Genomic DNA, 20,609 nt, shown 5'->3' on the forward strand with positions numbered 1-20,609 from the left:
TCCTTTCAGAAGCTTTTTTTTGTAAGAACAATATCTTGGTAACTTGTATATTCATGTCTGCCGCACCATAAACCGTAATGCGGCTTATTGATTATTTCTAGGCCGTACTTATTCAATAGATTGCAAATATCTGTCTCAGGATAAGCAACTGCGAAATTCGGAATATCTTTATTTACAACGTAGCAATTTTCGATTCGATGATAAAAACCTAATGTACTTTGTCCTGCATTTAAATAATAGGACGATTCAGGATTTATAAGAAAGAATGTAATGAAACATCTCCCGTCTTTTTTTAATACACGTACAATTTCAGATACGTAATGTTCTAATTCTTTTGGAAGAAGATGCGTAAATACAGAAGTTAAAAAGATAAAATCGAATGTCCCGTCTTCATAGGGAAAACGATATTGAGAGGCATCTTCTTTTCCTTCTGGATTATAGAATTGATTGTATATGTCAACATGTTCAAAGTGAAAATTATTACGCATAGTTGAAATGTTATTTTGACACCAAGCAATTCCATCTTTAAACAAATCAAATCCATAATACGCTCCATCATCATTTAAGTAATTCAATAATGGTACAGCCATTCGGCCGACGCCGCAGCCTACATCTAATACTTTTTCATTTGGTTTTAAAGCGCCAATTTGAATAAAATACTTTAGGAACTCTTTTCCAACTTTTTTGAAGTCGCCACCTACATATTGGACGAGTTCAGGAGGGGGGAGTAAAGTCATTTCTTTGTTAAATTCGCTCATGAGTATACCCCTTTCTTATGTGAGAATATGCAGTAACTCTATTAATAAAATTTTCAATTTGTAGTGAGAGAACACAGGAAAACAATTGTTATATGTAGGGAGATTCCGAAAAAGAATACTTAATTGGATCAGAAGTAAGAGAAGAATGAGTGAAAATGGAATCTCCTATAGGTTAAATCTTTTTTATTCTTTTCTCCAATAAACGCCAAATACATCAATTTTAGTAATAGGGGCTTTTAAATTTCGTTGGTTTCTAAAGTCTGTCACAGCCTCAGCGCATGGCGGTAGCCCGTAGTCATCGATAATTATATAGCCACCTTTAGAAACTTTATCATATAAGTTCACGAGACCATCCATTGTGGATTCGTACATATCACCATCAAGCCGTGCAATTGCAATTTTTTCGATTGGTGCTGTTGGTAAAGTATCTTTAAAACAGCCTTTTAAAAATTTCACTTGATCATTTAGTAAATCATATTTTTTGAAATTCTCTTGTACTTGTTCTAAAGAGACGCGTAAGTAATCGAATGTGTGTAAATAATCACCGTAATCTTTTGGATATTGTTCTAGATTCGGTGCTGGCAAACCTTCAAATGAATCTGCAACCCACACATTACGATTCGTAATGTTGTTTGCTTGTAAAAAACCATTCATAAAAATGCATGAACCTCCGCGCCATACACCTGTTTCAATAAAATCACCTTCTATATTTTCACGAACAACGGTTTCCATCGCCTCTTGTAATTGGTTCATACGTTCTCGACCAATCATACTATGTGCTGCTCTTGGCCAATCCATTCCATCATGGCGTTCACTTTTTGAAACATTTGGTTTTACAATTTTTAAGTTATGGTTTTCAGCATATTGCTTAATGAATAAAGGGAGGGGGACTGTAACTGGCTCGAATTCTAGTTCTTTCGAAATATGTAGAGATGCGGGTAAGTATGCCTCATATTCTAACCATATTTCAAATAAAATGGTCTTCTTTAGCAATTCGAGATAAAGCTGAACAGCAGATTTACTTTCCATATTTGTGCCTCCTGCAAAATGTCATACAACAATATGATTATGTAGATAGCGAATGTTTCATGATTGAATTTAAAATTGAAAAAGCAGTAAAACTGATAACAGTTCTACTGCTAAGTAAAAATTAAGCAACTTTTTCAATAATAATAGATGCATTTGTACCAAGAGCTAATGATAGCCCAAGTCCTGTAACGATTACTTCAACTAATGATGGAGTTGTCGTAATTTGCGTAATTGCTTGAACAACGATAGGTGCTCCAACTGAGATTAAAGTAGCCCCAGTACCTGGTACAGATACCCCATTTACTTGGATTGTAAGCCCCCCTAATACACTTATTGCCGCAGTATATACGATAACAGTGATTTTATAGAATCCAGTTTCAGCAATAACGAAAGTATCAGCATCTAATTGAGAAATTGCTGTACCAAACTGAGATCCAACAGTATTAAATGGTACTGGAGCATTAAGTCCAAGATCTAAAGAAATTCCAGCGGAGTTAAATGCATACAATCCTGCTGGAAGTCCTAGTCCGGATGGTCCAGTCGGTCCAGTAGCCCCAGTCGGCCCCGTAGGTCCAGTAGCTCCAGTGTCACCAGTCGGCCCCGTAGGTCCAGTAGCCCCAGTGTCACCAGTAGGCCCCGTAGGTCCAGTAGCCCCAGTGTCACCAGTCGGCCCAGTCGGTCCAGTAGTCCCAGTGTCACCAGTCGGCCCAGTCGGTCCAGTCGGCCCGGTCGGCCCAGTCGGAAGGGTAAACGGTGGTATCGGTGGTAATGTAGGTCCTACAAGATTAGGGTCAAATGCACTAGCTGATAAAGATTCATCGGGATTTAATCCATTTGAATAATTATTATTTGACATAAATTCACCTCCATAAAGCGTTCATTATATAGTAGATGCAAAACCGAAAGAAAATGACACGGACATTTGAATTATTGAAAAGAAATCTTAAACTACTTGAACAATTTAAAAAAATGGAAAGTTTAGTATATGTATAACATATGATTGATTTGGAAGAGGGTGATTATGTTGAACAAGCAAGGAATTACAATTAGTTTATGTATGATTGTTCGAGATGAGGAGGAGACAATAGCCCGTTGTTTAGACACAGTTGAAAAAATTGTGGATGAAATTATAGTGGTTGATACAGGCTCCGTCGATCGAACGAAAGAAATCGTAGAGAAATACACTTCTAACATATATGATTTCCAGTGGATTGATGATTTTGCAGCAGCAAGAAATTTTTCTTTTTCAAAAGCGACGCAAGAGTATATATTGTGGCTAGATGCAGATGACGTATTATTAGAAGATGCTCAAGAAGCATTGAAACTTTTAAAAAGAGAATTAGATCCTAAAATTGATGCTGTTTCGATGCCTTATCATCTTGCGATGGATTCTAACGGGAAACCTTTATATTGTACAAAAAGAAATCGACTTGTAAAGCGTGAAAAACAATTCCAATGGTTTGGAAAGGTTCATGAGTATTTAGCTATTTCTGGTGAGGTTTTTAGTAGTAATGTTGCTATTACACATAAAAAAGAAAAAAAAGTAACAAATCGTAATTTGAAAATTTTTCAAAATACTGTAGCGGCAGGTGAAGAATTAAGTCCGAGAGATTTATTTTATTACGCAAATGAATCTACGGATAACCAAAAATATGATGATGCAGTTCTTCTATATGAAACATTTCTTAATCAAGACGAAGGATGGTATGAAGAGAAAATTTATGCATGTGGTAAGTTAGGAGATTGCTATGCAAAGCTCGGAATGTGGGAGAAGGCAATCGAATCTTGTGTGAAGTCGTTTCGGTATGGCGTCCCTAGAGGAGAGAATTGTACAAGAATAGGATATATATATATGGAACAAGAAAAATATAATGAAGCGATATTTTGGTTTAAACTTGCAACGGAAGTACCAATGGCAACGGAGAGTCCTTTCCATAGTCCAGCTAGCTACACATGGCTACCCTATTTACAAATGTGTATTTGTTATAGCAGGTTAGGGGAGCAGGATAAAGCGTATTATTACAATGAATTAGCAGCTTCTTATGTTCCGAATAATGCTGCAATTGAATATAACCGTAAATATTTTCGGGGAGTTTTTGATAAACCATATAAAGTGTAATAGGTTTCGTTTTTTAGAAATGATGTATCGTTATTCTAACTCTAATAGATTGGTTATATATTAGAGTATCAGTAACGTAACCAATATAAATAAAAGGTTTTATACTACTATTTGTGGGCTAATAATCAGTGGGGGATGAACAAAATCTGCACTTTATAGAATTCATATGAGATTTATATTTCTAATTCAATTTGCATAAGGAGTGTGTGAAATGAGTCGCGAAAAAAGTTCTTTATATGAAGAAAAATCCGAGCATTATTATAATGCAGCGAATCCGAATTTATTAAAGCATATAAAAAAGGAATGGAAAGAAGTTCTTGATATTGGTTGCTCGAGCGGTGCATTGGGAGCAGCTATTAAAGAAAACGGTACACGTGTATCAGGAATTGAGGCATTTCCAGAGGCGGCAGAAAAAGCGAAGGAAAGACTAGATCATGTTATTTTAGGGGATATAGAAAAAATAGATCTTCCTTATGAGGAGGGGCAATTTGATTGCGTCATATTTGGGGATGTATTAGAGCATTTATTTAATCCATGGGCTGTAATAGAAAAAGTAAAGCCATATATAAAGCAAAATGGTGTGATTTTAGCAAGTATACCAAACGTTGCTCATATTTCAGTATTAGCTCCCTTGCTTGCTGGAAATTGGACGTATACAGAATATGGTTTATTAGATAAAACACATATTCGTTTCTTTACATTCAATGAAATGCTAAGAATGTTTTTAAAAGCAGGATATTCAATTAGTAAAGTAGATCGTGTATATGTTGATTATAAAATGTATGAGCCGCTTATTGAGGAGTTATATGGAATTTGTAAAAAATATCGTCTTGGAAGTGGCTTCATGGCTGAGACAGTTGTATTTCAGTATATTATTGAAGCTGAAAAATCACAATTATGAGTGCTGCAGACAAAACAATATTATTTGTTACATGTATAAATGATCGGAAATTGTATGCAAACTGCGTGCGACATATATTGCAATTGTTAGTACCGCCAGGATATATTGTCCAATTTATGCCGATTCGAAATGCGAAAAGTATGACGAGTGGATACAATCAAGCCATTTCGCATCCAGCAAAGTATAAAGTGTATATACATCAAGATGTTTTTATTATAAATAGAGCCTTTTTATACGGATTACTTCAATTATTTGAGGAACATGAACATCTTGGTATGATTGGGATGGTTGGAGCGCAATATGTTCCTCCAACTGGTGTATGGAACGAAGGGCGTGGAATTGTAGGAAAGGTCATTGGTTATATGAATGATTTGTTTTATATGGCAAGTTTAGAACAACCGTATCATGAATCAAAAACATTTATTCCTGTAGAATGTATTGATGGTTTATTAATGGCGACACAATATGATGTTCCGTGGCGAGAAGACTTATTTGACGGATTTGATTTTTATGATGTATCTCAATCGTTTGAATTTAAAAAAGCAGGATATACAGTTGGTGTACCTGTACAGCGCGATGCTTGGTGTATCCATTATCATTTTGATGTGAATATGACGAACTATGAAAAGTATCGAAAAATATTTGTGGAACACTATATGTCAGATATAAATAAGGAAGAATAAAAGGGGGGACAAAAATGAAAGATCATACAATATTAGTCGTTGTTTGTGTAAATAATGAGGAGCTTTTCAAACAATGTGAGAGCCAAATAAGAAACATTTTTGTTCCCCCTGGTTATGTCGTACAAATTTTTCCGATACGAGATGCACAAAGTATGGCGAGTGCATACAACCGAGCCCTTTCATATCCAGCGAAATACAAAGTGTATATACATCAAGATACATATCTTATTAATCGAGACATGTTTTCTACACTTATATCTCTTTTTAAAGAAAATGAAAAGCTTGGTTTAATAGGAGTCGCTGGAGCTCAGTTTTTACCGAATAACGGGATATGGTGGGAAGGAAAAAATTTAGTAGGGAAAGTGATTGAGTATAGAAGACGGAATTATCAATTATTAAATTTAGATCAGGTTTTTTATGGTAATCAACCATTTTTGTCAGTTCAGGCAATTGATGGTTTATTCATGGCAACGCAGTATGATATTCCGTGGCGAGAAGATTTGTTTCAAGGGTTTCACTTTTATGATGTGTCACAGTCTTTAGAGTTTCAAAGGGCTGGTTATTTAATCGGTATCCCAAATCAAGCAAATTTATGGTGTATTCATTACAACGGGGATGAGTTTGATGCGGATACATATGAGAAGTACCGGAAAGTGTTTGTAGAACATTACAAAGATATATTATCTCCATCATAAAGGAGAGATGCAAAGTGAAAGGAATTATTTTAGCAGGTGGTACTGGATCGAGATTATATCCAATAACGAAAGTAACGAATAAACATTTACTTCCTGTTGGTCGGTATCCAATGATTTATCATGCGGTATATAAGCTAAAACAATGCGATATTACAGATATTATGATTATTACAGGTAAAGAGCATATGGGGGATGTTGTTAGCTTTTTAGGGAGTGGTCATGAATTTGGAGTGTCCTTTACGTATCGTGTGCAAGATAAAGCGGGCGGGATCGCACAGGCGTTAGGGCTTTGTGAAGATTTCGTCGGGAATGATCGTATGGTAGTTATATTAGGTGATAATATTTTTTCAGATGATATTCTTCCGTATGTTGAAGAGTTTGCAAATCAAAAAGAAGGTGCGAAAGTGCTATTGCAATCTGTAGAAGATCCCGAAAGATTTGGCGTAGCACATATTCAAAACCGAAAAATAGTTGAAATTGAAGAAAAGCCGAAAGAGCCGAAAAGTTCTTATGCGGTTACGGGAATTTATTTGTATGATTCGAAAGTCTTTTCTTATATTAAAGAATTAAAACCTTCTGCACGGGGAGAACTTGAAATTACAGATATAAATAATTGGTATTTAAAACGAGGGGTACTTACTTATAATGAAATGAACGGCTGGTGGACTGATGCGGGAACTCATGCTTCGCTTCAAAAGGCGAATACGTTAGCGCGTGATATTAATTTTGGGAAACAGTTTAACGGAGAATAGGTGAGAATATGAAAGTTGTAGAAACAAATTTTACCGATGCAAAATTGTTAGAACCGAGGTTGTTTGGAGACGAGCGTGGCTTTTTTTCAGAGAGTTATAATAAGCAGGTGCTAGAAACATTAGGGATAACGTATTCATTTGTACAGGATAACGTATCTTATTCGGCTAAGGCAGGAACGATTCGGGGACTACACTTTCAAAAAAAACCGAAAGCACAAACGAAACTCATTCAAGTTATGCAAGGGGCAATTTATGATGTTATCGTCGATTTACGAAAAAAATCACCAACATTTAAACAATGGAAAGGATATATTTTAAGTGGAGATAACCATCGGCAATTACTAGTGCCAAAAGGGTTTGCGCATGGATTTTGCACGCTTGTTCCGCATACTATCGTTATGTATAAAGTAGATGAATATTATAGCGCAGAGCATGACTCAGGATTACTTTGGGAAGATAAAGATTTAGCAATTCCTTGGCCAGTAACCGATCCTATATTGTCCGATAAGGATCAGATATTACCATTATTAGAGGAATATGAAGATAGTTTTTAAGTAGGAGCGTTGTTTATGAATATATTAGTAACAGGTGGGGCTGGATTTATTGGAAGTAATTTCGTTCATTACATGCTACAAAGTTATGAAACATATAAAATTATTAATTACGATGCATTAACATATAGCGGGAATTTAAATAACGTAAAATCTCTTCAGGATCACCCGAATTACTTTTTTGTAAAGGGAGAAATTCAAAATGGAGAGCTATTAGAACACGTTATAAAAGAGCGGGACGTACAAGTGATTGTAAATTTTGCAGCTGAATCACATGTGGACCGTAGTATTGAAAATCCGATTCCTTTTTATGATACAAATGTAATTGGGACGGTCACTTTATTAGAACTAGTTAAAAAATATTCGCATATAAAACTTGTGCAAGTATCAACGGATGAAGTGTATGGCTCTTTAGGAAAAACAGGGAAGTTCACAGAGAAAACGCCGTTAGCTCCAAATAGTCCATATTCTTCAAGTAAGGCGAGCGCGGACATGATAGCTCTATCTTACTATAAAACATATCAATTACCGGTTATAGTAACGCGTTGTTCTAACAATTATGGACCGTACCAGTATCCTGAAAAATTAATTCCATTAATGGTTACGAATGCACTAGAAGGAAAAAAACTACCGTTATATGGTGATGGTTTAAATGTAAGAGATTGGTTACATGTAACGGATCATTGCAGTGCGATTGACGTTGTTTTGCATAAGGGACGTGTCGGAGAAGTATATAATATAGGTGGAAATAATGAAAAAACAAATGTAGAAGTTGTGGAACAAATTATTACTCTTTTAGGAAAAACAAAAAAAGACATTGAATATGTTACAGATCGTTTAGGGCACGATCGTCGTTATGCGATTGATGCAGAGAAAATGAAGAATGAATTTGATTGGGAACCGAAATATACGTTTGAACAAGGATTACAAGAGACGGTGAAATGGTATGAAAAGAATAAGGAATGGTGGAAACCACTAAAAGACCAGTAAGGGGCATGTTAAATGAAAGAGAGGGTTATCATAACAGGAGCAAACGGTCAATTAGGAAAGCAACTATTTGAAGAGTTAGACTCTGAAGAATATGATATATATCCATTTGATAAAAAGTTATTAGATGTGACAAATATATCCCGAATACAACAAGTGGTACAAGAAATAAAACCACATATAATTATTCATTGTGCTGCCTATACGAAAGTAGATCATGCGGAGAAAGAACAGGATCTTGCATATAGAATAAATGCAATCGGAGCTCGAAATGTAGCGGTTGCTTCACAATTAGTAGGGGCGAAGCTAGTTTATATTAGTACTGATTATGTATTTCAAGGCGCCAGACCAGATGGATACGACGAATTTCATAGTCCAGCACCGATAAATATATATGGGGCCTCTAAGTATGCGGGGGAGCAGTTCGTCAAAGAGTTACATAATAAATATTTTATCGTTCGCACATCGTGGCTATATGGTAAATATGGGAATAATTTTGTGAAAACGATGATGCGATTAGGAAAAGAAAGAGATGAAATATCTGTTGTAGCGGATCAAGTTGGCTCTCCTACGTATGTGGCGGATTTGAATATGGTTATTAATAAGCTCATTCATACTTCTTTATACGGTACATACCACGTATCAAACAGAGGCTCATGCTCTTGGTTTGAATTTGCACAAAAGATATTTTCGTACGCCAATATGAAAGTGCATGTATTACCTGTTTCAACGGAAGAATTCGGGGCTGCGGCTGCGAGGCCCAAATATTCTATTTTTCAACATAACATGCTAAGATTAAATGGTTTTTCACAAATGCCGTCTTGGGAAGAAGGATTAGAGCGGTTTTTTATAGAAACCAAAAGTCATTAACAAATTTCTGTTAATGACTTTTTTGTTTGCCTTTAAGCGGTTTTATGGTACTATAATTATAGTATCAGGTACTAATAACAAGTATAAGTATTTCTGGGAGGATATATCATGGAACTATTACAAGGGAAAACATTTGTTGTTATGGGCGTTGCGAACCAAAGAAGTATTGCATGGGGAATAGCTCGCTCTTTGCATAATGCAGGTGCAAAATTAATATTCACATATGCAGGAGAACGTTTAGAAAGAAACGTTCGTGAATTAGCGGACACATTAGAAGGACAAGAATCACTTGTATTACCTTGTGATGTAACGAATGATGAGGAACTTACAGCTTGCTTTGAAACAATTAAACAAGAAGTAGGTACTATTCACGGTGTAGCACATTGTATTGCTTTTGCAAATCGCGATGACTTAAAAGGTGAATTTGTAGATACTTCTCGCGATGGATTTTTACTTGCACAAAATATTAGTGCATTCTCTTTAACAGCTGTAGCAAGAGAAGCAAAAAAAGTAATGACAGAAGGCGGAAATATTTTAACGTTAACATACCTTGGCGGCGAGCGCGTTGTGAAAAATTATAACGTTATGGGTGTTGCGAAAGCTTCATTAGAAGCGAGCGTGAAATATTTAGCGAACGATTTAGGTCAACACGGTATTCGTGTTAACGCTATTTCTGCAGGACCAATTCGTACGTTATCTGCAAAAGGTGTAGGCGATTTCAACTCAATCTTAAGAGAAATTGAGGAGCGCGCACCACTTCGTCGCACAACAACGCAAGAAGAAGTTGGCGATACAGCAGTATTCCTATTCAGTGATTTAGCTCGAGGTGTAACAGGAGAAAACATTCACGTTGATTCAGGGTATCATATCCTAGGATAAATATAATATTAAATTTTAAAGGACAATCTCTAAATGATGAGATTGTCCTTTTTATTTGTTCTGAGAAAGAACGATTTTTAACGAAAGTTCTTATCAGGTGATGAATATAACTATAATAGTACACGATTTATTTAGCTACGTATGGAAGTGGGAGGGACGAGTGTGAAGAATAAAAATAAAAGTTCAACAGTTGGAAAACCGTTGTTATATATCACGCAAGTAAGTTTAGAACTTGCTGCACCGAAAATAAAAAGGATTATCCTGACAAACTTTGAAAATGAAGATCAAAAAGAGAAAAGTAATAGACAAGAAAATATTGTAAGTAGTGCTGTGGAAGAGGTAATAGAACAAGAACAACAAGAAGAGCAGCAAGTGGAAGAAAAAATAGAAGAAAAAGAAGAACACGCAGAACAAGAAGAGCAAGAAGAGCAAGAAGAGCAAGAAGAGCAAGAAGAGCAAGAACCAGAACCAGTAAGAACTGTCCCGTATAATAAATCATTTAAGGATATGAATAATGATGAAAAAATTCATTTTTTACTAAACCGCCCTCATTACATTCCGAAAGTAAGGTGCAGAATAAAAACAGCTACAGTCTCATATGTTGGATCAATCATATCGTATCGAAATGGCATTGTATCTATTATGCCGCAAAATAGTATGAGAGATATTAGGCTGTCTATAGATGATATCCAATCGATTAGTATGGCCGGTTTTTAAATATGTAAAGGTGGTAGAAAGCTTCTACCACCCCAATAGTTTTTTAGTTTACTTTACGATAGAAACGTCGCGTAAGCATTGAATCGCACAGAAACAGCTTAAATCAACAGTAATGCAAGTAGTTGTAGATATTAATCTTGCATTTGGTACAGCTAAAAACGTACAAATTGGATCGTCACCAGGTGGTACCGGAGAACTGTCACCTAAAACTACAGTTAATACACGTAGTACAGCACAGCTATCGTCATCTACACTTTCCACACGGAAAATTGGAGAACGGCAGCTAGTAAGGCTTGATGATGGTGCAAATGCTTCAAAAGGTTCTCCAGTTTTTGTGTATAAAATAAAAGGGCGTGTATTAGCTACTGATGCAGTATTGTGTGCACCTAAGAATGGGATTTCACAACCAGATCCACATGTTGTTGTAGAACAATCTTGTAATTCATTGATGAATTTTACAACGTCAACTACACAATGAGAAGAGCCATGGTGTTTATTTTCGTTACAACTCATTAATGTCACTCCTTATCTTCTTGTTTGTATTTACATTAATAAGATATTGGAGTCGAGGAGATTTGGTCACAATCTCAAGACCTTTTTTTTAAAATAGGCGAAAGAGGATAAGGGAAGGTGGAATCATGCTGTTTACAAGCTGGCTTTTATTTTTTATTTTTGCGTTAGCTGCTTTTAGGCTCACTCGTTTAATTGTTTATGATAAAATTACAGCCTTTTTGCGAAGACCATTTATTGATGAATTAGAGATTACGGAGCCGGATGGAAGTGTATCAACGTTTACAAAAGTGAAAGGTAAAGGATTAAGAAAGTGGATTGGCGAATTGTTAAGCTGTTATTGGTGTACAGGTGTATGGGTTAGTGCTTTTTTATTAGTCTTATATAATTGGATTCCTATCGTTGCAGAACCGTTACTTGCATTATTAGCCATTGCAGGAGCAGCAGCAATCATTGAAACGATTACAGGATATTTTATGGGAGAATAATATATTTTCATAATAAGAGAAAAAGCGGAGTTTAAAAGAATGAGGGAACGGAAATAAAGAGTTGTTCATATAGTAAATAGACAGAATTGACAGTAGAGGAGATGTTTGCTGTGAGCAATAATCCAAGGCAAAATTCATATGACCTGCAGCAGTGGTATCATATACAGCAACAACACCAAGCACAACAACAGGCATATCAAGAACAATTACAACAACAAGGATTTGTGAAGAAAAAGGGATGCAATTGTGGGAAAAAGAAGAATACAATAAAACAATATGAAGAATGAAACACTCATGCTACTGTGAGTGTTTTTTATTATATATAAAAAGCGGTATTTCTGTATTAGAAATACCGCTTTTTACTAGCTAATTTGTGCAACTGTTAATGCTGCAGCACGAATGTCTACAGTTCCAATTAACTGAACTGGCACAATTTGAATTAAGTCACCAGGATTTAAGTTAATAAGAATAACACCGCTGGATACGTCTACTTCACCAGTACCAATAACGTTAGAACGAACTGCTGTACCTGATCCAGGAATAATATTAGCTGGTGTATTTAATGATAAGAAGAAACGACCAGCTTCTGGTGCAACAGGTGAGTTATCAAGACTAATTGTTAATGTATAACTGATTTGATAAATACCAGCTCGTAGAATTCGAATGCCATCTCCGACACTTACTGTATCATTTATTACAGGAACAGTAATATTTGGGTTTGGACTTACGCTAGGTAATAATAGTGGTGTAAATAGTGAAGCAAACTGAGGTGCAGACGCGTTGAAAGCAAAACCAAAGGCAGGTAGTGTACTAGCTGGCTTCGCCTCGCAATCGATTTTAGTAAATTCGCAATCAGAAGAGAACATGTTTTTCACTCCTTTATCTGTTTCTACTTTCAGTTAATGAAAAGGACAGGTTCTATGTTCTAGACAAGTTCCCAATTTTAAGAAATTTACATAAGAATACTCTTTAAGCATGGATTGGGTGGCAGAATTATCTGCCACCCAATCCATGCTTAACTCATTATTTAGTTTTAAATAGAAACATCGCGTAAGCATTGAATAGCGCAGAAGCAACTTAAATCAACAGTAATGCAAGTGGAGGTTGATATTAGTCTTGCATTTGGTACAGCTAAAAACGTACAGATTGGGTCGTCACCAGGTGGTACAGCGGTACCATCACCTAAAACTACAGTTAATACACGCAATACAGCACAGTCATCATCATCTATACTTTCTACGCGGAAAATGGGAGAACGGCAGCTAGTAAGGCTTGAAGATGGTGCAAATGCTTCAAAAGGTTCTCCAGTTTTTGTGTATAAAATAAAAGGACGTGTATTCGCTACTGATGCATTGTTATGTGCACCTAAAAATGGAACTTCGCAACCAGATCCACATGTTGTCGTTGCACATTCTTGTAGTTCATGTATAAAACGAACAACATTCGATACACAGTTGAAATCACACTCATGTTGATGATCTTCATTACAATTGCAGCTCATTATGTTCACTCCTTCTCGTGAGTTCTGACATACACTATTACAATATGAGTGGAATATGGCTGATATTACGTTAATTCTCACGATAAAAACAAGGAATTTATATAGGAGGGATGTACATAACGTGATATAAAAAAAGACATCCTTATTTAGTGGATGTCTTTTCAGGTAAATCTTTTCGCACAGTATATAAAAAACGAGATATATCTAATTTCTTTCCTCTGAAAAATTGCGGAGAAGAAATATAAAGTTCTTCTTTCGCACGTGTAATGGCGACATACAGTAATCGGCGTTCTTCTTCTAACGCTTCAGAAGTTTCCGTAACACGATCATTTGCATCTTTTAAAGAAGAAGTATGAGGCAGGATTCCATCACTTGCTCCAAGTAAAAAGACACATGGAAATTCAAGGCCTTTTGCGTTATGGATTGACATAAGTGAAACGGCATCTTTTTGCGGCATTGTTTTTAATGCTTCCATTTCTTTTTGACCTTGAATCGCCTCGTCGATAAATTGTAAATAAGCTGGAATATCGGTGAAACGAGTTGCAGACTCCATTAATTCTTCCAACATTTCTTCTTGTATGTCTTTATGCATCGTAAAGGAAGAACGATCGTTACTTTGTAAGTACTCTAAATATTTTCCTTTACCATGAATGATTTCTTTTAATGCTTTTTTCGGTTCTAATTCTTTAATAAACTTAATAAAATCGATGCGCTCATTTACCTTTTTCACTTGAAAAGGTTTTAAGCTTGGATTTAATAGTAAGAAATGAAGAAGAGAAGGGAAGCGTCCCTCACCATATTTCCATTGTTCACGTTCAATAAATGAAATACAATCATCACGTCCGATATACATCGTCGGCAATATGTTTGAAAGTGATTCTAGTCGAAACGGCTCAATCACGAGTCTTAAATGATCTAATACAGGCTTGATTAAAGAATGTTCATAAAATGATTGGCTCGCCCCGTGTTTAATAAACGGGATTTTATGAATGGTAAGCTGATCAAGTAACGAACGACTTACAGAATGTGTGCGATACAGTAAACAAAAATCTTTAAAGTTACGTTCACCACTCTCTACTTTTTCTTGAATAAGCTGCAAAATTTGATTTGCTTCGTCAAGAGTCGTAGCAGGTCTTGCATAAAAAGGTTGTACACCTTCCTCACGAACAGAGTATAGCTCTTTATCAAAACGTTCTTGATTTAATTTTATAACTTCATTTCCAAGCCCGACGATAAAGGGATTGGATCGATAATTCGTATTTAGTGCAATGATTGTTGTGTTATCAAATTCTTTGGGAAAAGATAAAATAATTTGGTGACTTGCTCCTCGCCAGCCGTATATCGCCTGGTCGTCATCACCTGCGATAAATAAATTGTTTCTTGGCGTGGCTAACAATTTTACGATTTCATATTGTGCATACGATGTATCTTGAAACTCATCTACTTCAATGTAGTGAAACCGTTGTTGTAATTGAGTTAGTAAAGGAGCATTATTTTCTAACATATAATATGTTTCCAATAAGATGTCATCGAAATCAATATAATTGTATCTTTGTTTTACCTCTTCAAAACGTTCGTATACTTCTTTAAATTCTTGTTCGACTGGTGTTTTCGCTTTTACATCTTTCGGACGATTTAATTTGTTTTTCTCAAGTGAAATCATCGCGAGCATCGTTTCCGCATCATAATCGTCTTTTAAACGCAATTCTTTTAAAATTTTCTTTATCATAATTTGTTTATGTTTTTCATTTGCTAAAATTTGCTGATTATACCCTTGGCTACGAAGCAATTTTAAGAAAACAGAGTGGAATGTACCAGCAACTACGTAGCTACTTGCTGCATGATTCATGCCTGGTAACTTCGCAACACGACTTCGTATTTCTTCAGCTGCTTTTTGTGTAAATGTAAGTAATAAAATATTTCGTGGATGAACTTGTTTTACATTTACTAAATAACCAACGCGAGTTGTTAAAACAGATGTTTTCCCGCTTCCGGCACCAGCTAGTGTAAGAACAGGACCTTCTGTTGTGCGCACGGCTTCTAATTGTTTTTCGTTTAAAAAAACATTTTGTTGTTCAAGAGCGCGGAAATAAGCCGCATCTACATCTTCTTCCATAATTAAATGGGTAGATGTTTTCGGAATATGATATGTCGCACGCGGAATATCAGCGTGTGTTAACGATTTTTGTGAAAATTTTTCTTGTGTCATATGTTCACCTTCAAAACTATAGCATCAACATTTAACTTTAGCGGAAGAAAAAGAAAATAGCAATGTAAAAAAACAGGAGGGGTCACCTCCTGCTTTCAAATTACAATTCTTTTATCATTACGACGTGCGGGATATTTGCTTCCATAAATACATCAGAACTTGTTACATATCCAAGTTTTTTATAGAAATCTTCAGCATGTGTTTGAGCGTGAAGTTTCAATTTTGGTAGCGAATTTTCTTTTGCATACGCTTCAAGCGAATCCATAACAATTTTTCCAATCCCTTTTTTGCGATGGGAATTTAGCACGCAAATGCGTTCCATTTTTCCTATACCATCAAGGATGCGAAAACGTCCAGCACCAACTGGAACATCATTGTCATATATAACAACGTGTGTTGAAGTTTCTTCAAACTCATCGTACTCTTCTTCAGCAGAGACACGTTGTTCATTTACAAACACTTGTTTACGTACAGAGAATGCATCTCTTAGTTGTTCGTCCGTTTGTACAATCTGTGCATGCAAATTAGTTGTTCCCCTTTCCAAGACGGAATGTTTCGTGTACAGTCCATGTTCCATTTTCTAATTGATATAGAAGATGGAAACGATCAATTGGTTGTTCATAATAGAAATCTTTCATACGTAGTCGGCCCAATACATCAGCATGCTCTGCGTCTGATAAGCCTTGTCCGATTGTTAAATGAGGTACGAAAGCATATTCGCGTTCTTGCGTGAATAACCCGCCATGCATTTCTTCATTTAAGAAAGTAAGTTCAGGTGTTTTTTCTACTTTAAAGTAAAGGACGTTATTAACAGGTGCGAATGAACCAACTTTCCCAACATGAAGGGTGAAAGGGTTCGTTTTACTTGCGATTGTATGTAACTCGTTTACAATCGACTCTAATTGTTCATCTTGCGCCTCAAAGGGTGTTTTCAATGTAATATGTGGCGGAACTAATGCGTAGTGCGGGTCATAACGTTTACGCAATCCGTTCGCTTTATCTTGAATCATTTTAGATGGAAAAATTACAATGCCTAATTTCATGTTCCAATTCCTCCCTTTGTAAGTCTAGTTAGATTTTGAGATAAATAAATCTCTTTATCTATTATATCAAATTATTCTGAATACTGCTCTCTATTATTTCATTGATAGAATATGAGAGAAGGCTTTCGGTAAATCAGTCTGCCAATATTTCCAAGTATGATTGCCTCCAAATTCCTCGTAATGCGTGATGAAGTTTCTATCTGTAAGAAGCGTATTTAACTCACGGTTCGGCCCTACGAAATCAGATACTTGTCCATCAGTACGCTTTACAGCCGTTTCTTCTGTACCGATGACGTGATACAGTTCTAACGCCTGTGGATCTTTGAATTCTTTTGCTAAGTTCATCACTGTCTCATCTACAAATGGTGATTGCATAACGACTTTACCGAATGTATGCGGATACATAAGTGCAGTCATAAAGGAAACTGTTCCGCCAAGAGAATCACCAATTAAAACACGACCTTTTCCCATTTGATACGTTGGATAATTTTCATCAATATATGGTGCAAGTTCATGAGCAAGGAAACGAATATATGCAGCATTTTTCACTTCATTTGGGAAATATTTTTCTTTACGATCATGTACATTTTTATATGGAATACCGACAATAATTGTACGGTCAATTTCTTCGGTTTCACGAAGGCGCTCAATTACACGGTGCGCTTTACCGAGCTGAAAATAATCTCTACCATCTTGTGCAATTACAACTGTATGTTTGTGCAGTGGTGTGTAATTTACTGGTAAATAAACGAGAAGTGTAACATCTTCTTGAAGTGATGCGCTATAAAATGAAATTTCTTCAATTCTCCCTATTGTTTGACTCATGTAGATCCCCCTAAATAAAAATTTACTGTAACGATTGTAAGAGCGACGCTTGTAGTGAAAAGGAAAGAAATATTCACTAATTGGTGCCTTAATTTCTATTTTACCATAATGGTACGAAGAATCTAAAAAATTAGTATTTAAGTTACGAAAGAAAACGGATATAATGAAGTGGGATTTTTGACAGGTGAGAGGGGAGACAGGATTTGAAACAAGAAAAATCAATCGCACTACCATTGGCTATTTCTATAATTGCCATTTCCTTTGCAGCAGTTTTTGTAAAGATGTCCTCAGCACCATCTTCAATATTAAGTATGTACCGCTTATGGATTATCGTACTTATTATGCTGCCTATCGTATGGAAAAAAAGAGAGGAATTTAATAGGATTCAAATGAAAGATTGGGGCTTTTTAATTGGATCTGGTTTCTTTTTAGCACTTCATTTTCTTTTATGGTTTGAATCTTTAAAGCATACAACAGTTGCTAGTTCAACAATTATTTTGGCGCTTCAACCAATCGTATCTTTAGTTGGAGGTTTTTTTCTATTTAAAGAAAGAACAACATATTCAGCCATTGCAACGATGGGAATCGCTATTTTAGGAGTAATGTGCATTGGTTGGGGAGATTTAGGTTTAAGTAAGCAAGCAATTTATGGTGACATATTATCCTTTCTAAGTGTAATAGCGGTTGTCGGTTATTTATTTATCGGGCAAACGACAGTGAAGAAAGTATCGCACTGGATTTATAGCTTTACAGTCTTTGCGTTCGCAGGTCTTTTTATGGGGATTTATAATGTCATATTACAAGTACCCTTTACAGGTTATACGAAGTGGGATTGGACTGTTTTTCTTTTACTTGCGGTTGTGCCGACAGTGTCACATGTAATTAATAACTGGCTATTAAATTATGTAAATGCAACGACAATTTCAATGAGTATTTTAGGAGAACCTGTTGGAGCATCTATACTTGCGTTCTTCTTACTTGGAGAAAAATTAAATGCAATGCAAATTATCGGTAGCATGCTCGTATTGTTTGGTGTATCTGTTTTCTTACTACAGCAACAAAAGCGAACAGCAAAAAATGTCGTAAACGAGCCGGTGTATACACAGGAATTATAGTGTTAGGGGAGAAAAGAGAAGTTGTGATACTTCTCTTTTTGTTTTATAGAAATACGGGTGTAGAAGGGGGAGGAAAATGGAAGAGATATTAAAGAAGTATATGAATGGATTTACAACACTAAGTGAAGAAGAGCAGCAAATGATCCTCAGTGAATTACAAATTGAAGAATATAAAAAAGGAACAGTGCTCCTAAGACAAGGAAATGTTCCGTTAAAATGTTATTTTGTATTAAAAGGATGCGTTAGGCAACATAGTATAGATGAAGCAGGGAAAGAAGTTACATCAAATTTTTATACAGAAGAACAGGCAATTTCGAATTTCAACCATCATAAACAAGATAAATCTTCATCATATACGTTAACGTGTTTAGAAGATTGTACTGTAGTTGTTGGTGATCTACATAGTGAAAAGGACATGTATAATAAGTATTCACAATTAGAAGAAATGACGCGTAAAATGATCGAGTACAATTTCGGTGAAGTACAAGATGAACTTGCTGTATTTATCTCATCGACACCAGAAGAGCGATATAAAACATTGTTACGAAAACGCCCGTATTTAATTCATCGCGTTCCACAATATCAGCTAGCAAGCTATCTTGGCATGACACCAGAATCATTAAGTAGAATTAAGAAACGGCTTAATTAGAGTGTTTACCACCTTTCAATAATAGCCATATCGCAAGTCCTAATTCACCTGCAATCATAGGTAATTGGAATAGTGATTGTATGATTGAAATCATTGTATCGTATTGTGTAAACATTGTATTCATGACGTGAATTAGCATATAACCGGTAGCAGCAATGAACAGCAGTATACTAATAAACTTTGGTATCTGTTTAGAGAGAAAAGCTACATAGCCTAAAACGAAAAGATGCAATCCAAAAATGATCAGTCCTACAGACCAAATGTATTCGAATGCACTGAGAAACAACATTGTATATGTTTCTGGATTTGCAATTGTATTTTTTGAAAGCAATAATGCCAATATTAGATTGAATATAGCAATCCCAAGTATAGCTGTATACATAAGACGAAGTAAAGCGGCTAGTAATGAGAGGCTAGTATGAATTGGTTTTAGAAAGAAATAAAGAGCCCACGCGGCGACAATATCAGTGATAAAAATGATAATCCACCCAAAAACTTCCGCTTTGAAAAGTGAATTTGAAGTTTGGATATTATGGAATGTTGTACTCGCATCTCCTTGTATAACGAGATTTCCATGAACAAAACCGTAAGAAAAAAATGCAATGAATGCCATAACAAGAAGAGATGTGCTAGCAAATAAGGCGTACTTTCGTTCAGTCATAATACGTCCTCCTTTTCTAATATTGTTTTCATTGTAATAGGGAAGAGGAGGAGATTCATTGACTTAAATCAAGAGAGGGAAAGTTTAGTGGAATTTCCATCAAAAAAAGATGTATGGTTATATCCAAGTTTTTTATTAACCTTGTAAAAAGTAAAAACTCAAATATTGAAATCAAGTAAAAGAGTGGCTATGAAGCCACTCTTTTACTTTGGATTTGTCATATAAGGTTGTACATGAATGACACATAGGTCACGAAATTTGCCTTCAGCAGTTGTGACAATTACGACTGCTTTACCTGCACTTTTTCCAGTAATCGTCACGGTGTCACCTTTTGGATATATGGTGATGATATCAGAATTCATATTTGACCAAATAAGCTCTTTATTCGTTGCTTGTATTGGTAAAATGGAAGCTGATAACACAATGTTTTGTCCTGTTTTTATTTTTAATTTATGTTTTTCCATATGAACACCGATGACTGAAATAACAGAAGGAGCAATTGAAATTTTAGGTGGGTTAGGTTGCATGTTTAAACAAGACGCAGAAGTATTTGTGATAGGTGAAAATTTTCGTGTTTGTTGTTGCTGGAAAGCTGCTAACATGTTGGAGTCCCCTTTCTGTATAAGTGCTGATACTCATACTATAAAGGAGTAGTGTTATGTTAAAT

Annotated in this window: 26 protein-coding genes; 14 read left to right on the plus strand and 12 right to left on the minus strand. The window is 35.7% G+C overall.

The window, feature by feature from the left end:
* Positions 1-5: 5 nt before the first annotated feature.
* From V6946_RS06520 to V6946_RS06530, 3 genes are all read right to left on the minus strand, one after another.
* Positions 6-758, minus strand: coding sequence for a class I SAM-dependent methyltransferase (locus tag V6946_RS06520; protein ID WP_006929080.1), 753 nt, complete (start codon positions 756-758; stop codon positions 6-8).
* A gap of 183 nt (positions 759-941) precedes the next feature.
* Positions 942-1,787: a TylF/MycF family methyltransferase gene (locus tag V6946_RS06525; protein WP_006929082.1), complete on the minus strand. Its 846-nt coding sequence runs from the start codon at positions 1,785-1,787 to the stop codon at positions 942-944.
* Between the two features lie 121 nt (positions 1,788-1,908).
* Positions 1,909-2,643 carry a BclA C-terminal domain-containing protein gene (locus V6946_RS06530; RefSeq protein ID WP_406622271.1) on the minus strand — a complete coding sequence of 245 codons (735 nt, stop codon included), beginning with the start codon at positions 2,641-2,643 and terminating at the stop codon, positions 1,909-1,911.
* A gap of 165 nt (positions 2,644-2,808) precedes the next feature.
* Here V6946_RS06530 and V6946_RS06535 point away from each other — a divergent pair, with 165 nt between their 5' ends.
* The 10 genes from V6946_RS06535 (at position 2,809) to V6946_RS06580 (ending at position 10,941) form a co-directional block, all read left to right on the plus strand.
* Entirely contained in the window at positions 2,809-3,906 is a 1,098-nt protein-coding gene (locus tag V6946_RS06535; protein ID WP_000932908.1) for a glycosyltransferase family 2 protein, read from the plus strand.
* 211 nt (positions 3,907-4,117) lie between these two features.
* On the plus strand, positions 4,118-4,807 hold the full coding sequence (locus V6946_RS06540; RefSeq protein WP_006922321.1) for a bifunctional 2-polyprenyl-6-hydroxyphenol methylase/3-demethylubiquinol 3-O-methyltransferase UbiG: 690 nt from the start codon (positions 4,118-4,120) through the stop codon (positions 4,805-4,807).
* A complete protein-coding gene (locus V6946_RS06545; RefSeq protein WP_001271180.1) occupies positions 4,804-5,490 on the plus strand; it encodes a glycosyltransferase family protein in 687 nt (228 codons plus the stop codon). The genes V6946_RS06540 and V6946_RS06545 overlap by 4 nt, the downstream gene beginning before the upstream one ends.
* A 14-nt stretch (positions 5,491-5,504) precedes the next feature.
* On the plus strand, positions 5,505-6,185 hold the full coding sequence (locus tag V6946_RS06550) for a glycosyltransferase family protein (RefSeq protein ID WP_000651527.1): 681 nt from the start codon (positions 5,505-5,507) through the stop codon (positions 6,183-6,185).
* Between the two features lie 14 nt (positions 6,186-6,199).
* On the plus strand, positions 6,200-6,937 hold the full coding sequence (locus tag V6946_RS06555; protein ID WP_000676157.1) for a sugar phosphate nucleotidyltransferase: 738 nt from the start codon (positions 6,200-6,202) through the stop codon (positions 6,935-6,937).
* A gap of 8 nt (positions 6,938-6,945) precedes the next feature.
* A complete protein-coding gene (gene rfbC, locus V6946_RS06560) occupies positions 6,946-7,491 on the plus strand; it encodes a dTDP-4-dehydrorhamnose 3,5-epimerase (protein ID WP_000869418.1) in 546 nt (181 codons plus the stop codon).
* Between the two features lie 15 nt (positions 7,492-7,506).
* A complete protein-coding gene (gene rfbB, locus V6946_RS06565; protein ID WP_001024166.1) occupies positions 7,507-8,478 on the plus strand; it encodes a dTDP-glucose 4,6-dehydratase in 972 nt (323 codons plus the stop codon).
* Between the two features lie 12 nt (positions 8,479-8,490).
* Complete coding sequence (gene rfbD, locus V6946_RS06570) at positions 8,491-9,345, plus strand: dTDP-4-dehydrorhamnose reductase (protein WP_000664652.1); 855 nt, start codon at positions 8,491-8,493, stop codon at positions 9,343-9,345.
* 108 nt (positions 9,346-9,453) lie between these two features.
* The gene (fabI, locus tag V6946_RS06575) at positions 9,454-10,224 is read left to right on the plus strand and encodes an enoyl-ACP reductase FabI (protein WP_000421886.1); all 771 of its coding nucleotides are present in this window, start codon (positions 9,454-9,456) and stop codon (positions 10,222-10,224) included.
* Between the two features lie 141 nt (positions 10,225-10,365).
* The gene (locus tag V6946_RS06580; protein WP_406622272.1) at positions 10,366-10,941 is read left to right on the plus strand and encodes a spore coat CotO family protein; all 576 of its coding nucleotides are present in this window, start codon (positions 10,366-10,368) and stop codon (positions 10,939-10,941) included.
* A 48-nt stretch (positions 10,942-10,989) separates the two neighbouring features.
* Here V6946_RS06580 and exsY read toward each other — a convergent pair whose 3' ends face one another.
* Complete coding sequence (gene exsY, locus V6946_RS06585) at positions 10,990-11,454, minus strand: exosporium assembly protein ExsY (protein ID WP_001277744.1); 465 nt, start codon at positions 11,452-11,454, stop codon at positions 10,990-10,992.
* 125 nt (positions 11,455-11,579) lie between these two features.
* Between exsY and V6946_RS06590 the strand changes: the two genes are divergently transcribed.
* Positions 11,580-11,939 carry a DUF1360 domain-containing protein gene (locus V6946_RS06590; protein WP_000899662.1) on the plus strand — a complete coding sequence of 120 codons (360 nt, stop codon included), beginning with the start codon at positions 11,580-11,582 and terminating at the stop codon, positions 11,937-11,939.
* 101 nt (positions 11,940-12,040) lie between these two features.
* Positions 12,041-12,226 carry a hypothetical protein gene (locus V6946_RS06595; protein WP_029948404.1) on the plus strand — a complete coding sequence of 62 codons (186 nt, stop codon included), beginning with the start codon at positions 12,041-12,043 and terminating at the stop codon, positions 12,224-12,226.
* Positions 12,227-12,301: 75 nt separating this feature from the next.
* Here V6946_RS06595 and exsF read toward each other — a convergent pair whose 3' ends face one another.
* The 6 genes from exsF to V6946_RS06625 form a co-directional block, all read right to left on the minus strand.
* Positions 12,302-12,805, minus strand: a complete 504-nt coding sequence (gene exsF / locus V6946_RS06600; RefSeq protein ID WP_000492939.1) for an exosporium protein ExsF — start codon at positions 12,803-12,805, stop codon at positions 12,302-12,304.
* A 167-nt stretch (positions 12,806-12,972) separates the two neighbouring features.
* Positions 12,973-13,440, minus strand: coding sequence for a spore coat protein CotY (gene cotY, locus V6946_RS06605; RefSeq protein WP_001277719.1), 468 nt, complete (start codon positions 13,438-13,440; stop codon positions 12,973-12,975).
* Between the two features lie 142 nt (positions 13,441-13,582).
* Positions 13,583-15,649 (minus strand): ATP-dependent helicase, encoded by a 2,067-nt coding sequence (locus V6946_RS06610; RefSeq protein WP_000191204.1) that lies wholly within the window; start codon positions 15,647-15,649, stop codon positions 13,583-13,585.
* Between the two features lie 100 nt (positions 15,650-15,749).
* Entirely contained in the window at positions 15,750-16,172 is a 423-nt protein-coding gene (locus V6946_RS06615; protein WP_000543295.1) for a GNAT family N-acetyltransferase, read from the minus strand.
* A gap of 1 nt (position 16,173) precedes the next feature.
* The gene (locus tag V6946_RS06620; RefSeq protein WP_000765862.1) at positions 16,174-16,692 is read right to left on the minus strand and encodes a YjcG family protein; all 519 of its coding nucleotides are present in this window, start codon (positions 16,690-16,692) and stop codon (positions 16,174-16,176) included.
* 93 nt (positions 16,693-16,785) lie between these two features.
* Positions 16,786-17,517, minus strand: coding sequence for an esterase family protein (locus tag V6946_RS06625; RefSeq protein WP_000084014.1), 732 nt, complete (start codon positions 17,515-17,517; stop codon positions 16,786-16,788).
* Positions 17,518-17,720: 203 nt separating this feature from the next.
* Here V6946_RS06625 and V6946_RS06630 point away from each other — a divergent pair, with 203 nt between their 5' ends.
* Both V6946_RS06630 and V6946_RS06635 read left to right on the plus strand, forming a co-directional pair.
* Complete coding sequence (locus V6946_RS06630; RefSeq protein ID WP_000806939.1) at positions 17,721-18,632, plus strand: DMT family transporter; 912 nt, start codon at positions 17,721-17,723, stop codon at positions 18,630-18,632.
* Positions 18,633-18,708: 76 nt separating this feature from the next.
* Complete coding sequence (locus tag V6946_RS06635) at positions 18,709-19,281, plus strand: Crp/Fnr family transcriptional regulator (protein ID WP_000391237.1); 573 nt, start codon at positions 18,709-18,711, stop codon at positions 19,279-19,281.
* Here V6946_RS06635 and V6946_RS06640 read toward each other — a convergent pair.
* Both V6946_RS06640 and V6946_RS06645 read right to left on the minus strand, forming a co-directional pair.
* The gene (locus V6946_RS06640; protein ID WP_006916783.1) at positions 19,274-19,942 is read right to left on the minus strand and encodes a DUF4386 domain-containing protein; all 669 of its coding nucleotides are present in this window, start codon (positions 19,940-19,942) and stop codon (positions 19,274-19,276) included. The two genes, V6946_RS06635 and V6946_RS06640, sit on opposite strands and share 8 nt — an antisense overlap.
* A 203-nt stretch (positions 19,943-20,145) precedes the next feature.
* Complete coding sequence (locus V6946_RS06645) at positions 20,146-20,544, minus strand: Ig-like domain-containing protein (protein ID WP_000878734.1); 399 nt, start codon at positions 20,542-20,544, stop codon at positions 20,146-20,148.
* Between the last annotated feature and the right edge of the window lie 65 nt (positions 20,545-20,609).

Source organism: Bacillus sp. PPSBB_2, from assembly GCF_045291115.1.
GTDB classification, from domain to species: Bacteria; Bacillota; Bacilli; order Bacillales; family Bacillaceae_G; genus Bacillus_A; species Bacillus_A cereus.

Excerpts from the sequence above, each read along its gene's own strand:
- V6946_RS06520 (WP_006929080.1), bottom strand. The coding sequence starts at position 758 with ATGAGCGAATTTAACAAAGAAATGACTTTACTCCCCCCTCCTGAACTC.
- V6946_RS06525 (WP_006929082.1), bottom strand. The coding sequence starts at position 1,787 with ATGGAAAGTAAATCTGCTGTTCAGCTTTATCTCGAATTGCTAAAGAAG.
- V6946_RS06530 (WP_406622271.1), bottom strand. The coding sequence starts at position 2,643 with ATGTCAAATAATAATTATTCAAATGGATTAAATCCCGATGAATCTTTA.
- V6946_RS06535 (WP_000932908.1), top strand. The coding sequence starts at position 2,809 with ATGTTGAACAAGCAAGGAATTACAATTAGTTTATGTATGATTGTTCGA.
- V6946_RS06540 (WP_006922321.1), top strand. The coding sequence starts at position 4,118 with ATGAGTCGCGAAAAAAGTTCTTTATATGAAGAAAAATCCGAGCATTAT.
- V6946_RS06545 (WP_001271180.1), top strand. The coding sequence starts at position 4,804 with ATGAGTGCTGCAGACAAAACAATATTATTTGTTACATGTATAAATGAT.
- V6946_RS06550 (WP_000651527.1), top strand. The coding sequence starts at position 5,505 with ATGAAAGATCATACAATATTAGTCGTTGTTTGTGTAAATAATGAGGAG.
- rfbC (WP_000869418.1), top strand. The coding sequence starts at position 6,946 with ATGAAAGTTGTAGAAACAAATTTTACCGATGCAAAATTGTTAGAACCG.
- rfbB (WP_001024166.1), top strand. The coding sequence starts at position 7,507 with ATGAATATATTAGTAACAGGTGGGGCTGGATTTATTGGAAGTAATTTC.
- rfbD (WP_000664652.1), top strand. The coding sequence starts at position 8,491 with ATGAAAGAGAGGGTTATCATAACAGGAGCAAACGGTCAATTAGGAAAG.
- fabI (WP_000421886.1), top strand. The coding sequence starts at position 9,454 with ATGGAACTATTACAAGGGAAAACATTTGTTGTTATGGGCGTTGCGAAC.
- V6946_RS06580 (WP_406622272.1), top strand. The coding sequence starts at position 10,366 with ATGGAAGTGGGAGGGACGAGTGTGAAGAATAAAAATAAAAGTTCAACA.
- exsY (WP_001277744.1), bottom strand. The coding sequence starts at position 11,454 with ATGAGTTGTAACGAAAATAAACACCATGGCTCTTCTCATTGTGTAGTT.
- V6946_RS06590 (WP_000899662.1), top strand. The coding sequence starts at position 11,580 with ATGCTGTTTACAAGCTGGCTTTTATTTTTTATTTTTGCGTTAGCTGCT.
- V6946_RS06595 (WP_029948404.1), top strand. The coding sequence starts at position 12,041 with ATGTTTGCTGTGAGCAATAATCCAAGGCAAAATTCATATGACCTGCAG.
- exsF (WP_000492939.1), bottom strand. The coding sequence starts at position 12,805 with ATGTTCTCTTCTGATTGCGAATTTACTAAAATCGATTGCGAGGCGAAG.
- cotY (WP_001277719.1), bottom strand. The coding sequence starts at position 13,440 with ATGAGCTGCAATTGTAATGAAGATCATCAACATGAGTGTGATTTCAAC.
- V6946_RS06610 (WP_000191204.1), bottom strand. The coding sequence starts at position 15,649 with ATGACACAAGAAAAATTTTCACAAAAATCGTTAACACACGCTGATATT.
- V6946_RS06620 (WP_000765862.1), bottom strand. The coding sequence starts at position 16,692 with ATGAAATTAGGCATTGTAATTTTTCCATCTAAAATGATTCAAGATAAA.
- V6946_RS06625 (WP_000084014.1), bottom strand. The coding sequence starts at position 17,517 with ATGAGTCAAACAATAGGGAGAATTGAAGAAATTTCATTTTATAGCGCA.
- V6946_RS06635 (WP_000391237.1), top strand. The coding sequence starts at position 18,709 with ATGGAAGAGATATTAAAGAAGTATATGAATGGATTTACAACACTAAGT.
- V6946_RS06640 (WP_006916783.1), bottom strand. The coding sequence starts at position 19,942 with ATGACTGAACGAAAGTACGCCTTATTTGCTAGCACATCTCTTCTTGTT.
- V6946_RS06645 (WP_000878734.1), bottom strand. The coding sequence starts at position 20,544 with ATGTTAGCAGCTTTCCAGCAACAACAAACACGAAAATTTTCACCTATC.